This is a genomic window from Bacillus sp. T2.9-1 (assembly GCF_950097965.1).
In the GTDB taxonomy this organism is placed as follows: domain Bacteria; phylum Bacillota; class Bacilli; order Bacillales; family Cytobacillaceae; genus Niallia; species Niallia hominis.
This window is the reverse complement of the sequence record NZ_CATNHG010000111.1, coordinates 1-14,559: the sequence shown is the minus strand read 5'-3', so window position 1 is coordinate 14,559 and position 14,559 is coordinate 1. Positions and strand designations below refer to the sequence as shown.

Here is a 14,559-nt window from a genome sequence, read left to right as displayed (position 1 = left end):
TTCTAAAATAGTTTTGGCTGGTAGCTTTTTCTTCTCCCTTTTTATTAGTTGGAATTTAACCTGATTGTACGTTTGTTGTAAAACGAAGTCTGAAAAATAATTATCTTCTAAAGAAAAAAACAGAGAACTAAAATTCCCCATTAGTTTCCTGTTCCTAACCCACTTATTTTAAGCTAAGTTCAAAACTACACTGTACTTCCTTTTCATGCCATCTATATTTGCCTCTACTTTTGTAAACTCTAAACTTACTGCCTCTCCTAATAATAGAATGCTTTGTTTCATTCTTCTATCTTGTTAGACAAACAGGTCTCAATTGGATTTTCATCATAAGAAATCCAATCACTGAAACTTCCAGGATAAAGCTTTACATTGTCTATTCCAGCCATTTTTAAGGAAATATAATTAGGAGTAGCAGTTATGCCAGAGCCACAATAAACAATATATTCATTTCTGGGGTCTAATGAGGAAAACCTTTCTCTTTGCTCATTAGTCGACAAAAAGAAGCCATTTTTTAATCCATCTGTCCATACAAAGTTTATTGCTCCAGGTATATGTCCACGTTTCTTATCAATCGGTTCTATCTCTCCTATATACCGTATGTGTTCTCTGGAATCAATAAGTACCTTATATTCCTCTTTTGCTCTTACTTGTGCTGACACTTCCTCATAAGTAGCAATCATATGTGTTTGAATTTCAGGAGAGAAAGTACTCTTTGTAAAAGTCGGGACATCCTTTGAAATTGGAAAATCCTTTTTTACCCATTCTTTATAGCCGCCATCCAAAATATATGTATGGGAATGTCCGATATAGTTTAATAACCACCAAAGTCTCCCAGAAAACGCCCCCTCCCCATTATCGTAGGCAATGACGATAGTTTCTTTACCAACACCTATATTTTCAAGTTTAGAAACAAATTCTTCTATGGCTGGTAATGGATGTCTGCCCCCGTGTTCACTTACTGGATTGGAGAGATCTTTATCTAAGTGAAAATAAACGCTATTTGGGATATGACCTTCTATATACCATTCGGTGCCAGCGTCAGGATTTTTTAAATCAAAGCGACAATCAATAATTCTAACAGAATCTTGTTCAAAATTTTCCTTTAGCCAATCAACACTTTTTACGATTTCCATCTTTATTCCTCCTCTTGTTATCCCTGTTAACCATTAATCAATAGCGGAAAATCTTGTTGATTCCTTAATAATCCACTCAAGTTTATCTAAATTCTCATGCTCTGTTAATAGTGCCGTTTTCCCATCATAATATTCGCCCACTTGTTCTTGTAAATTATCAAGCAGTGTATCAAAATGCTGTTCAAATAACTCTTTATAAAAAGTAAAGAAGGAGTGAATTTGCTCCTTAATAAAAATATTCCCGTGCTCATCCACTAATTGTTCTAATTCTATTCCCATATTCTTTCGTTCATTATTCTCAAAAAAACTTTTGGGATTTTTGTAATATTTTGTTCCAATTTTATTAAGCGCATTATCTAGTTGTTTGAAAGGAGCATGGTAAGTTAATTTTGTATCAATTGCATTTTCCATTTCTTCTTGCAAACGGATTTCGCCATTAATGGACTGAATGGAATGCTGAATTTCTTGATAGCCTTCTTTTCTTTGTTTATAAAATATTTGGTCCAGTCTTACATTTACTGCCCGCAATTCTTGTTCAAATTCAAAATTCAACTGTATTAAAAAGGAAGCAGTAGCAAGGGAAATTTCTCTTTTCTTATTATCCCCTCGTAAAATGGATGGATGATAGGCTTCCTTTATTAATTCCTGTAATCGAAACATGATTCTTTGCTTTAAATAATAAAGCTGTTCTTCAACTTCCATTTTAAATTTCGCTAATCTATCTTGAAACGTTATTGTTTCAAATTGTGAGAGTATATTCCGTTTTTCTTCCTCCATCCGAGAAAGCTCTTGTTCCGCTTCTTCCTTTTTTGCAAAAGCAGATTTAACTAGCTGCTTTAAAAGTTCAATTGTCCCTTCATATTCTTTTTTAGCAGATTGGAGCATCATTGCTAGCCATTCATATTCAATAAATTCATACATTTTAGCCTCTGCTCTTCCCATCCATTTCCCGTAAATTTCATGCTTATAATAAAGACTAGAAACAGGAAGAATTCGTGGAGAACGTATACCATATAATTGCAGTTGCTCTTGTAAATACTCCTCTACAGCTTCTTGCTCTTCTTCATCCTTCGCTAAATCTATTGCATTAATGACAAAAAATATTTTATCCTTTTCAAAAGCATCCTTTAATCTTCCAAGCTGTACTAAAAAAGCACGATCAGCTTTGGAAAATGCGTGATTATAGTAGCTGACATAAAAAATACAATCTGCTTTTTTCATAAATTCAAAGCTTAACTCCGTATGTCTGCTGTTAATTGAGTCTCCCCCTGGCGTATCAACGAGCGTAATTCCTTTTCTAGTAATACTACAATCAAAATAAACATCTATCGAAGCCACAAAACAAGAGGTTTCTTCTACTGCAACAAAATTCGAAAGCGCTTCTAATCCAACATTAATCTCGCTGCCCAATTGATCACGATGGGCAGAATATCCTTTTACAAAAGCTTGCAGATAGCGAAATTCATTCGCATATCTTTCTACAGGTTTAGCAGCTAGCTTTTTTATCAAATTTTGCGCTGATTCTAATGTACTTGCCTCTTCCTTCACTAACTGTAAATAGTCATTTATCTCTGTAAGCATTTCTGACTCTGTTTTCCATTTAACAATCACCGTTTTATGTGGATGGTCTTTATCTATTGGCAAAATTCGATTTATTGTTGCCGTAGTTGGATTGGGCGAAACGGGCAAAATCGGATAATCTAGTAAGGCATTGGCAAAGGAAGACTTCCCTGCACTAAAAGCACCAAATAAGCAAATAGTATATGTTCGATTTTCAATATTGGCGGCTTTAGTAAGCAAATTCTTTGCTATATGTGTAAATCCCTTTACCTGTTGCAGGTTATTACTTAAAAAACGTAATTGTTTAATTAGTAAATCTGTATCAAATTCATTTCTTTCTTCTCGTTTACTATCCTCAGTCAGATTTCTTTTCTTGTCTACGGCTCTTGCGTTTATGGATGATAATGTTTGGTAAGTAATTTCTTCTTTATCTGAATCTAGTAATCTTTGCAATAGACTCTCATCAACTGATTGTGTGACAAAGAGATGCTTTAGGTTCTCTCTCCAGTCTTGCCATTTAGTCTCTATCTCTTCCTTTTTTAGCTTACAGTCTACAAATCCTTGCCAGATTTTCTGTTCTTTCCTACGCTCTTCTTTTTCCGTATGTAATTGTCGCTGGCGCTCTTCTTTCCATTGAGTAAATAGTGTCGTGATTTCTTTCCTAAAAGACTGTTTCAAATCATTTTCAACAGTCTCACAATATACCAGAACATAGTTTTCAGAAAGCTGCGCATCCTTATTTACTAACTCTTTTAACCTATGCCTATGTAAAATAGAAGCAAGCCCTTTAATTTTCAGAAAATACTCTGACTTACCGTGTTTCTCAAAAAACTGCGATAATGGCGTTATTAATTGTATTTGAACAAGCTTTTCGAGCTCTGTGTAAAAAGCAAGTAGTCTTTCCTCTCTTTCTTTTTTTGTTTTGTTTTTGCTGCCAAATAATCCTATTTTAAAATTTTTCTGTTCTGTTTCCAAATATGACTTGGCTAATTCACGAAGATTGAATGGCATAATATACGCATTTTTAATAATCGAATGCCACTCGTTTTCTAAAGATACTACTGTTTCGCTTTCTTCCTCATCTATTGTTTGAAGTTCTTTTTTTATTGTACTTAAGGTTGATTCTAATGAATGATATTCTTCCTCCGTTAAACCTGCTAACTCCTCATCTATAGGAGCGATTCTTTCAGCATACTTTGTTTCGATAAAGGCATGATGATCTTTATATAGCTTTTGAAAGGATTCATCCATTGAAATAGGAAGAATGAACTCTTTTTCTTTCATTTTTTCAACAATATAACACTTTAACTCTTTCAACCCTTGATAGAAAAAATTCGTTTCGATTAAGGTAGTAAAGAAAATTTTTTCTGGCTTAATTCCATATGACAAAAAGGAGTCAGAAACACTTTGTTTAAAATGTTGAAATGAAATTTCTTCTTCTCGATGTTTATCCATTTGATTAACGATTAACACAAATTTTTTGCCTGAATCAACTAGCTGTTTCGTAAAATCAAAATTTATTTCGGACTGTACATGATTATAATCAACGACATAGAAAATAATATCTGCAAGATGAATGCTAGATTCCGTTGCTAATTGGTGGGCTTGATCTGTACTATCAATTCCTGGGGTATCCATTAAAATAGCATTCTCTAAAAGGAGTTCCGTATCCAATTGGACTTCTAATTCTTTTATTTCATCCACTCTTTCTGTTGCCTGTAAAACGCCTTTTATATCAAGAACCTCTTTATAAACATCTGCTTGGTTCGTGCAATATGAAACTTTTAACTGTTTGCTTCCTTTCTTCACGCGAAAAATATTAGCCGTTGTCGGAATGGGGCTTGTTGGTAAAACCTTTGTACCAACAAGTTTATTAATCATGCTTGATTTTCCAGCAGAATAATGTCCACAAAAAGTTGCAATAAATTCTTGTCTAGTTGCTTTTTTAATTAGTTCTTTCAATCTTTGCGCAGTTTGTTGATCACTATGTGCCAAAAAATATTGATAAAACGCTGTCCATTTATGTAAGGTGTCTGTATTCGTTGAAAGCATGGATAAACTCCTTTTCATCTATGTATTTCTTTTATTTTAACTATTTTCCACATAACAATAAAGTAAAATTAACTGAAAATTGAAAGCGACCTAAAAAAAGTGAATCTAACCATGTGTTACCTTTAGGGACAGTTACTCTCCAAACTCTCTTCTCCGCATTCTCAAATAACGTCTTACTGATATTAGAGAAATGAAAAAAACTGCTTTCTCTTGTTAGCCAATCCCTATGTAGGTAGGCAAGGGGGACAAGAAAAAGCAGTATTTCATTCATCATCATATGTAATTACTATTATTTAATATCTGTTGCTTTGGTTGTATGGTTTAAAACATACTTCATAACAAATAAATAACTGATAACCGTTAAGCCAATAGGAAAAGCTATCATTCGTTACACCTCATTTCCTTAATGAGAATAATTTTCTATCTCAATTACATATTATCATCAATGAAAATCATTTTCAATAAGAAAAATAGTTTTATTTTTCTGTCCTTTTAGCAAGGGAAATCCATATAAAACAAGTAGTTTAGGAAAAATGTACCATGTGGTATATCCTATTTTCTCAAAAAAATATAAACAAAATAGGTCTATTTTATGATAAGATGTTTTTATCTAGAGGATGGGGGAATAGTGTGTGTCATTAACTAAAAGTACAACTGAAATTTTAAACGGAACAATTGAAGCTGTAAAAGGTGTTATTCCCTGTGAACTACAAATTGAGAGGCCATCTGTAACTGTCTCACCATTTGTTTTAAAATCTTTAGGGGTATTAATTGGATTAACTGGAGATTTTCGTGGCAGAATCATTATAGATGGGGATAACCAAGTTTTTGGTAAGCTAGGCGAATCTATGTTTGGTATGTTTTTGGAAGGGGCTATGCTTGAATCATTCTCTGGTGAATTAGGGAATATGATTGCTGGTAATTTATCTACATTTGTGTCTCAAAATGGAATTGATATAGATATAACACCACCTACCGTTTTAGCAGGTGAAACAAAGTTATCTGGTTTTGAAAAAGCACTTAGCTTGCCTATTTCGCTCCAAAACATTGGCCAATTAACCATTGTTCTTATTTTAGAAATATAAAGTTCAACTTCAATCAATGTTTTATCTATCCACATTGATTGAAGCTGAACAATTCTACTTTCCGCTGAATTTTTCCCCGTTTAAAATTTTACTTTCTCACCCATTTGGTTAGGGAATTCAACTGATTTAACATGCAGAATTAACTCAAACAAAAAAATGATTTTTTCATCCTATTTTCCTCTACATTATTTTCTTATTATCTGTATGACTTTGTACTTCGATTTTAATTTTATTCTCCACCTTTTGCCCACAGCATTTGCAAATTGTCTTTTCATTATAGATGGTCAGGCAGTGACTACAATAATAATTCTCCATATTTATCACACCCACTTCTTTATAAACATATATTAGTATATTTATCATTCATGGAATATGTGCCGAAACTAGAAAAGATTAACCGATTTGTTATAATCGATTGAATTGCAATACTGCTGTAATATAGGGAGCCCTTTAAAATTACCCTCGCTTCATCATCGTTCAGTCAATAAGTGTTGATTATTGCTCTAACTGATATACGTCACTATATTTAGTGTAAAGATAATCAATTAGATATTGAGCATTTAGGCCCTCTCCAGTAACATCTTTCAATATTTCAAGTGGTTTTTTCATTTTTCCGTAGCGATGAATTTTTTCATTAAGCCATTCTTTTATAGGCAGTAATTGTCCTTGTTCTAATAAATTATCGAATTCAGGAAGGTCTTTTTGCATTACCTGTTTTAGTTGCGCTGCATACATATAACCAAGTGCATAGGAAGGGAAATAACCAAAGCTTCCTCCGGCCCAATGTACATCTTGAAGAACCCCTTCCCCATCATTTTCAGGAACCACTCCTAAATAGGACTGATATTTCTCATTCCAAATCTTTGGTAAATCCTTCACTTGTATATCACCATCAAATAAACCTTTCTCTATTTCATAACGAATCATGATATGTAGCGGATAGGTTAGTTCATCTGCTTCAATTCTAATTAAAGAAGGCTTCGATTCATTGATCACACGATAAAAATCTTCGACAGAAACTTGATCAAACTGACCGTTTGTATGGGATTTTAAGGTTTCATAATTATGTTTCCAGAAGGATAAATTTCTTCCGACAAAATTCTCATAAAATAGTGATTGAGATTCATGAATTCCCATCGAAGTTCCCGAACATAAAGGAGTTCCGATTAAATCTTTGGAAATATTTTGTTCATATAAAGCGTGACCAACTTCATGAATTGTTCCAAATACAGCTACTCTAAAGTCTGACTCATCATATTTCGTTGTTATACGAACATCACCTGGATTGATTCCTGTAGCAAATGGATGAACGGTTTGATCTAAACGTCCAGCATCAAAGTCATATCCTACTTGCTTCAACACTTCCAAACTAAATGCTTCTTGATCTTCTTTCGAAAATCGCTCATATAAGAACTCTGTAGATGGTTTATGACTTGATTCTGCAATTTTATGTACTAAAGGCACTATTTTCTCTCTCACATTAGAAAAGACTTCATCCAATATAGCGACTGTCATACCAGGCTCATACATATCTAATAAAACATCATATTTATTGTTTGTATGTCCCCAATACTCGATAAATTTCTTGTTCATTTCTACTAGTTTTTCTAAATACGGCTGAAAAAGTGCAAAGTCTGCTTTCTCCTTCGCTTCTTCCCAAACACTTTCTGCTTTTGATTGAAGCATAACATATTCCTTGTATTCTTGAGCTGGAATTTTTTTATTGCGATCAAAATCCTTTTTCATTTCCTCTACTGTCTTTCTTGTAATCGGGGATAATTCCTCTTGAACGATCTCTTCAGATAGAACAGTAAGATAGGATTCTAATTGTTCAGAAGTTGATAATTCGAATAATTCAGAAGATAACACTCCGATTACTTCTGTTCGTTGATTGACTCCCTTTTTTGGAGCACCTGTACGTAAATCCCAATAAATTAGAGCGAGCGCTTCATTGTATGCTCCTATCTTCTTCACATACTCCAAAAATTTTGTTTCCATCTCTTTTATATTAATAGACAATATACTCTCCTCTTTTCCATTTTAGTATTCTTTTATCATAACATACCTGTTGGAAAACTAGATATATTATGATATTGGAGTAAGTAAAAAAAATGTACTCGCTTATTTTGAAAAAAATGCCTCATTCGTTCATTCTGAGCTGCAACAAGCAACTATGTGTCCTATTTTTAAGACACACTAATAGAATGACTAATGAGACATTTATGATTAATTGCTTAATTTGGTGTTACAGGCAATGCCTTTAATACAGCATTTTGTACGAGCTCTGTTTCATCGCTATCCATACATAAATGAATGGAGCCCTTATCTTCATGTGTACGTATTAAACGACCAATGCCTTGACGTAGTCTTAAAATCATATAAGGTAAATCCACTTCTAAAAATGGATTTCCGACATTTTCTCGTTTACTTTTATACACTGGATCATTTGGAGGAAATGGCAAGGAATAGATAAACACATTTTCTAGAGATCTACCTGGCACATCTAACCCTTCCCATAAATTCACTGCACAAAGGATGGATTCTTCCTCATTTTGGAAGTTAGAAACAAGCGTACTGATTTCTCTTTCTCCTTCGAAATAGATTGGAAGCGAAAAGTCCTTTGGTAGATTTTCCTTAAAACTAGCCAAATCTTCTTTGCTATTAAAAAGAACCAATGAGCGTCCCTCTGCTTTTATCAACTCTTCATAACAATATTCCTGTTTTTCCATATTCATTTCTTTCTCAAATGACTTAATATGAACCTTCATCTGCTCATCGTAATCAAATGGAGAATCAGCAGAAAAAGAAAGATAATCAGATGCTCCGATACTTCTGGCCATATATTCAAATGATTTGTTTTCAGACAATGTTGCAGATGAAAAAATAATTGGTTTTTGTTGGCTAAATACTTCCTCTTGCATAATGTCTTGAACAAGTCTTGGCATAATTACAAGCGTTCTTTCCCCATTCATTTCTTCAAACCATGTAATTCCATTCATTTCCTTCAAAAATAAGCTTAAAGAATGAGATATCTGTTCTAAATACTCCTCAACAACTTTTAAGTCATATTCATTAATAACATACATTTCGCTTTCGAACACAAGCTCTTCCTCTAATTCCGAAATATATCCTGCTAATTTTCTTCCTGCTCGCATTACTTTGTCTGTTTTTTTAATTTCTTGTTTTTCAGAGCCTTCTGCTTTAAAGGAAGCATCTGTTAACTCTCTAAAAAACTGCTCATTCTGATAGATTGTTTCTTCAATAATATTTAATGTTTTTTCACGCACATCATTTGCCATCAATCTAGTTAATAGATTTTCCAAATTTTGTTCTGTTAAACGATAGGTTAACGCATTTTGTGCTGCATATTCTAGTAAGTGACCTTCATCAAAAACTACGCACGCACTATCAGGCAGTAATGGAAGCTGCCCTTCTCTTTTTCTCGATTCTTTTGTCCAAATATGTTCCATATAAAAATCATGGGAACATATGATTAAATCCTTGGCATTACGATAATAATCCCTGTGTAATGTCTGTCCACAACGGTGGCGTTTATCACATGTAAAACAATCTTGCATGGAATCCCATGCCACACCTTCCCAATCCTTATCATTTAGATCTGGGTAATCCTTTCTATCCCCATAAGGAGCAAAGGATTGCATAGAACCTGTTCCGTGAACGAATTCAGGAAGACTGTCATAAATAGAATTATAAGTATCTTCAAAAGTGATTTTTTGATCCAATTTTGTTAAGCATAAATACTGGTTGCGGGATTTTGCCAATCGCACATCAATATTTAATCCAAGAGCTTGCTCTAGCTTGGCAATATCGCCTTCTTTTTTCACAAGCTGTTCGATTAATGTTTCATCTGAACAAGCAATAATTGCAGGCTTGTTTACATATCGAGCATAACAAATGCTGTATAATAAATAGACAAATGTTTTTCCAGTACCGACACCTGCTTCTGCAAAAATCGTTTTTTTATCTTTAAATGCTTTTTCTAATTGATAAGCCATATAAACCTGTTCATCACGTAATTCATATCCTGCTTCTGGAAGAATGTCATAAAAGACGTCACCAATCCATTCTCCCAATTTTTCATAAAATGATTCTGTTTTTGCTACTTCAAATGGCATGCTATTTTGCATGATACCCCTCCGACTTTACGAATTGACTTCCTTTTTTCTCTCTTTGCTATATATAAAATTATCCTTATTTATTTCATAACGAATCCTTATCATAGACAATTTATAACTAATATTCAAGTGAAAAGAGGGTTGCCTTAAAATAATTTGGCACCCTCTCAAACATTTATGGCATTTTTAATTTGTTCTAAAGTAAAAAAATCAGAAAAGAAGAACCTTCAGAGCACCATTTCTCCTTCAGCCCCTATCTCTAGACAAGGAATAAGACATTGCTTGGTGAACTATTTGTTGGGCGTTAGACAGCTTTTGAATCACGCTTTCGTCTGCAACTCCTTCTCCAGCCATAAGATCGATAGAAGAATTCAATGCATCCATAATTTTTGTATAGTCTACTGTATTATCGTTCATAAATATTCCCTCCAGAAAAATACGTATAGAATAAATATATACGGATACAAAAAAAATATACTCATCGAATACAGTTAATCTGTTAAAGGAATTTTAATTTGTTAATCTCTTTTTCGCTTTCCCCAATACTGGTAATAATCTGTTCTGATGAAACCATTGAATAGTTTACGTTTCTTTGTTGCTTTTCTGCCGTAGTGTGTTTCAAACGCTTCATCACTTGTTAGCATATAAATAGACCATGTTTCAAGTGGAGCAAAAGCCTGTCCCATTTCTTGATACATTTTTTGAACAGATGGCTTATCCCCTAATCGTTCTCCATACGGCGGATTCCCCACAATAACACCATTTTCTTTCATTGTGGTAAAGTCTTTTACTTGCATTTGTTTAAAAGTAATTAAATCTCCTAGTCCTGCCTCAAATGCATTTTCTTGAGCTATTTTAATCATGCGATGATCAATATCTGATCCAAAGATTTCAAGTGGCTGGTCATATTTGGCAGTATCCTCTGCCTCTGTACGGACATCCTCCCATACTTTAGCTGGCATCCAATCCCAACTTTCTGAAATAAAGTCACGATTAAAACCTGGTGCGATATTTTGTCCAATTAAAGCAGCTTCAATAGGAATCGTTCCAGATCCACAAAAAGGGTCTACGAATGGTCGATCTGCTGTCCAATTTGTTAGTGAAATTAAAGCTGCAGCTAGGGTTTCTTTTAGTGGTGCTTCCCCTTGATCAGCTCGATAACCTCGTTTATGAAGACCTTGACCTGAAGTATCCATTGTTAATGTAACAATATCCTTAAGGATTGCTACTTCTATTTTAAATAAAGCTCCGTTTTCCTCTAGCCAGCCAGTTTTTTTATAATGTGAGCTTATACGATTAACGATAGCCTTTTTAACGATTGCTTGACAATCCGATACACTGAAAAGTTTTGATTTTACTGATTTACCTGAAACAGGGAATTGAGCATGAACAGGTAAATAATCCTCCCAACGAATCGCTTTCGTCTTTTCAAAAAGTTCATCAAATGTAGTTGCCTTAAATTCGGCCACTTTAATTTTTACACGATCTGCTGTACGAAGCCACATATTTGCTCTTGCAATTGCGGTTTCATCGCCTTTAAATAATACTTTCCCATTATCTACTGTACATTCATACCCTAACTCTCGTACTTCTTTCGCAACTACTGCTTCAAGCCCCATAGCAGCTGTTGCTATTAATTCAAAGTTTCGCATATTATCTCCTTCATTTCACTATAATTTCATCTTATGTATGTTGTTTATTTTTACTTTTATTTTGATACAAGAAATAGTCCATATAAAAAGGATGACCAGATTAAATGCATGACATACTGTTTTAAGCCAAAACGCTAACAGTTTATCAGACACTAATCTCCGTGTCACCCTTGTGATTTTATCTTCATTCTCATCATTAATCAACATAAACGCTTTATAAGCCATGTTCTGTTCCTCTGTACTCATACGACTTTAACATCTCGTACAAAGGCGGTAATCATCTATCTACAGAAATATAATTTCTGTCCTTCTCATCCGTTCATTTCCTCAGAGAAAGTTCCCCTACCATAATTTGGGTTTCTCGCTCGCGGGGTTTACCTCGTTCCACCCTTGTCATTTCTGACAAGGCTACGTCACTGTGGCACTTTCAAGGTATTCATGCCATATCCTAAGACTTAGGCATTTTCCCTGCCGTCAACATAAATATGCTGCCCTAGCTTATTTTTTAACTAGGCACGAACACTACAAGCATCGCAGCCTGTGCGAGCATGGACTTTCCTCTACAAACTAAGTTTGCAGCGATTACCAAAGCGTTTTATTGATACAATAGCTATTATAGTGGTTTTACCAAAGCATTGCAATGGTTATTATAGGTAATTCTTAATCTATTATGCAGCATGACCTGCATTTAGTAAATGTAACTCAATCGTAAAGCTTACTACCAAACACATGCTTTTCTAAATTAGATAATCTTTTTAAAATATCAAAGTTAGTTGTGCCTGCTGTAGTTGGAGGTGGTTGTCTGCGACTAGCATCCTCCACTTGCTTTTTTAAGCGTAAATTTTCTTGTTGAAGCTCTTCAATTTCTTGATGCAATGTTTCATAATCTTTAATAATTAAATCTAAAAACTTATCTACTTCTTCCGGCTTATATCCTCTTACACTAGTTTTGAACTCTTTTTCCAAAATATCTTTTGCTGTTAATTTCATTTTATCTGATAGCATTTATCGCTCACCTCAGTCGATTACCATTTATCTCAATATTTTTTCAAAAATACGCCATTTTGTCAATTAATTCTACTAATACTCTTCATTAAATCTTACTTCTTCCACAATATCTTGTAAATCTGAAAACTGGATTTTACGAATTTCAAAGGTGTTTTTTTCCTGATACATTTTAGCCAATTCGTACAAATATTTGGGACTACCAGGGTTCTCCTCATCATAAAACAGAAGAAGAGCATCACTTTTTTTCAGTAAAAATACATTCTTATCTCTTAATTGCTGTGGATTTTCATATGCTTTCTTGGATACTGAATCAACGAAATCAGCCTGAATCATAATTTCTTCATACCATTCTTTATTTATTTCTTTCCAATTTTGTTCCTGTCCAAGAAATGGAGTAATAATTCCTAGTTTTAAATCAGGATATTCTTCCATTTGCAAATCATAAACAACTTCAGCAGCCCAGAGCTCTGTACCAAGTTGACCACTAATTAATACCCATTCAAGTCCTTCTTCCAGCATTATTTGCAGGTTTTTCCTAATTGCTAATTTTATGTATTCTACAGCTAGTTCGTCTCGTTTAAATATTCCTATCTCAAAAGGCTTATAGCCAGAAATGACGGCTATTTTCATAATTGTACAAGTAACTCCTTCGTATTAACCATTATTACTTTAAAATATATCATAAATAGTTTTTCCCATAAAGAATTTATACCTCCTAAAAGAAGAAGAACACCGTTTTTAGCTCTGCTTCTTTGCTTGCTGATTTCATTATATGTTAAGTATTCGATAAAATGATCGAAAATAATCGTGATGAAAAAAGGATTTTTCCAGGCAATGTTATCTTTTTTCTCCCCTACTGATATTTACGGGAATCATTCTTTTCTTTTTGACTAATAATCTTCCCACCTTCCTTCCGCCACTACTCCTAGTAAAAAGTAAGTTTAAGTGTGGGTTTTAAAATAACTTTTCTATAAATAGAAACAAGGATCTCAAACAAAGATCCTTGTTTTAGCTTACTTATCTTTTTCTAAATGGGAATCCACCAGGCATACCAGTTTGAGCCGGGAACATTTGACCAGTTGCTGTAAATGGAGTTCCTCCAGTTGTTGGCATAGCTGGAGTTGCTGGTGCCATTGGTGCCATTGGAGCTGAACCCATATTAGCTTGAGTATTAGTTACCACATTCTCAACAGATTGAGTGTGTGGGAAGAAATGTTGATGCTCATAGTTCACATGGTTTACAGTAGTAGTATGTGTTGGATGAATATGTGGCACAATATTATTAGAAAAAGTGTTATTCACACAACATTTTGTTGGATGTACTACTGCAGGTAAAATGTTATTTGGTTTACAATGCATAAGAAAATCTCCTCTCAAAAATTAGTTATCTTACACTAACAATTTATGTAGAAAGGGATAATCTTGTACTAATACAAACACCTATTTTGCCGAGAGAACTTTTTACTGCATCATTAATCACCATAATTCCCAATATTATTTGAGTCATTATAATTTTATAAAAGGGCATAGAAGCTGTCTTTTAGTGTTGTAAATAAGATGATGGTTAAACAAATAAGAACAAAAAACATACACATAACCACTTTATACAAGTTCGTTCACTCCAAATTAGTATTTCATCTATGCTAATTTGTATTTTCTATGAAATTATATTGTTGTTAAATTACACTAGTGTTGCGTAAATAGTGTCATAATTTTCAGTTTAATTGTTCACTCTACTTAGAGCCAAAAAAGTAATTACCTTTCTAAAGGCGGCTCCTGTCCATTTGGAAATTTATTTACAATTAGACCTGTGCAACGACAACAATTTGTTGATTAAGGAATGGCTTTTCCTTCAATTTTGCGAAGCCAGACATGTGCTGGTTTCCACAATGCTGCCCTTAAATAACGGCTAATTTGCAAGGTTTTCCGCTTA

10 protein-coding genes and 1 other RNA gene are annotated in these 14,559 nt (G+C 33.8%); 1 reads left to right on the top strand and 10 read right to left on the bottom strand.

Annotated features, from left to right (window positions below):
• Positions 1–278: 278 nt before the first annotated feature.
• Both QQZ16_RS16745 and QQZ16_RS16740 read right to left on the bottom strand, forming a co-directional pair.
• Entirely contained in the window at positions 279–1,127 is an 849-nt protein-coding gene (locus QQZ16_RS16745; protein WP_031538095.1) for a sulfurtransferase, read from the bottom strand.
• A gap of 39 nt (positions 1,128–1,166) precedes the next feature.
• Positions 1,167–4,745, bottom strand: a complete 3,579-nt coding sequence (locus tag QQZ16_RS16740; protein ID WP_235251474.1) for a dynamin family protein — start codon at positions 4,743–4,745, stop codon at positions 1,167–1,169.
• A 632-nt stretch (positions 4,746–5,377) separates the two neighbouring features.
• Between QQZ16_RS16740 and QQZ16_RS16735 the strand changes: the two genes are divergently transcribed.
• Positions 5,378–5,830, top strand: coding sequence for a chemotaxis protein CheX (locus tag QQZ16_RS16735; RefSeq protein WP_031538097.1), 453 nt, complete (start codon positions 5,378–5,380; stop codon positions 5,828–5,830).
• 495 nt (positions 5,831–6,325) lie between these two features.
• On the opposite strand, the gene QQZ16_RS16730 is transcribed toward QQZ16_RS16735, so the two are convergent.
• The 8 genes from QQZ16_RS16730 to QQZ16_RS16695 all read right to left on the bottom strand — a co-directional run bounded on the left by QQZ16_RS16730 (position 6,326) and on the right by QQZ16_RS16695 (position 13,985).
• Complete coding sequence (locus QQZ16_RS16730) at positions 6,326–7,849, bottom strand: carboxypeptidase M32 (RefSeq protein ID WP_235251473.1); 1,524 nt, start codon at positions 7,847–7,849, stop codon at positions 6,326–6,328.
• A gap of 215 nt (positions 7,850–8,064) precedes the next feature.
• Entirely contained in the window at positions 8,065–9,978 is a 1,914-nt protein-coding gene (locus QQZ16_RS16725; protein ID WP_235251472.1) for an ATP-dependent DNA helicase, read from the bottom strand.
• Between the two features lie 234 nt (positions 9,979–10,212).
• Entirely contained in the window at positions 10,213–10,383 is a 171-nt protein-coding gene (locus QQZ16_RS16720; protein WP_155986757.1) for a hypothetical protein, read from the bottom strand.
• 101 nt (positions 10,384–10,484) lie between these two features.
• Positions 10,485–11,618, bottom strand: coding sequence for a THUMP domain-containing class I SAM-dependent RNA methyltransferase (locus QQZ16_RS16715; RefSeq protein WP_031538100.1), 1,134 nt, complete (start codon positions 11,616–11,618; stop codon positions 10,485–10,487).
• 212 nt (positions 11,619–11,830) lie between these two features.
• Positions 11,831–12,212, bottom strand: an RNA gene (rnpB, locus tag QQZ16_RS16710) — RNase P RNA component class B.
• A 108-nt stretch (positions 12,213–12,320) separates the two neighbouring features.
• Positions 12,321–12,623: a cell division regulator GpsB gene (gene gpsB, locus QQZ16_RS16705; protein ID WP_031538103.1), complete on the bottom strand. Its 303-nt coding sequence runs from the start codon at positions 12,621–12,623 to the stop codon at positions 12,321–12,323.
• A gap of 75 nt (positions 12,624–12,698) precedes the next feature.
• Positions 12,699–13,256, bottom strand: a complete 558-nt coding sequence (locus QQZ16_RS16700; protein WP_031538105.1) for a DUF1273 domain-containing protein — start codon at positions 13,254–13,256, stop codon at positions 12,699–12,701.
• 387 nt (positions 13,257–13,643) lie between these two features.
• A complete protein-coding gene (locus tag QQZ16_RS16695) occupies positions 13,644–13,985 on the bottom strand; it encodes a spore coat protein (RefSeq protein WP_031538106.1) in 342 nt (113 codons plus the stop codon).
• Positions 13,986–14,559 lie beyond the last annotated feature (574 nt).

Bases quoted from the DNA above. Each gene is read 5' to 3' on its own strand.
- QQZ16_RS16740 (WP_235251474.1), bottom strand. From the start codon at position 4,745: ATGCTTTCAACGAATACAGACACCTTACATAAATGGACAGCGTTTTAT.
- QQZ16_RS16725 (WP_235251472.1), bottom strand. From the start codon at position 9,978: ATGCAAAATAGCATGCCATTTGAAGTAGCAAAAACAGAATCATTTTAT.
- QQZ16_RS16720 (WP_155986757.1), bottom strand. From the start codon at position 10,383: ATGAACGATAATACAGTAGACTATACAAAAATTATGGATGCATTGAAT.
- QQZ16_RS16715 (WP_031538100.1), bottom strand. From the start codon at position 11,618: ATGCGAAACTTTGAATTAATAGCAACAGCTGCTATGGGGCTTGAAGCA.
- gpsB (WP_031538103.1), bottom strand. From the start codon at position 12,623: ATGCTATCAGATAAAATGAAATTAACAGCAAAAGATATTTTGGAAAAA.
- QQZ16_RS16700 (WP_031538105.1), bottom strand. From the start codon at position 13,256: ATGAAAATAGCCGTCATTTCTGGCTATAAGCCTTTTGAGATAGGAATA.
- QQZ16_RS16695 (WP_031538106.1), bottom strand. From the start codon at position 13,985: ATGCATTGTAAACCAAATAACATTTTACCTGCAGTAGTACATCCAACA.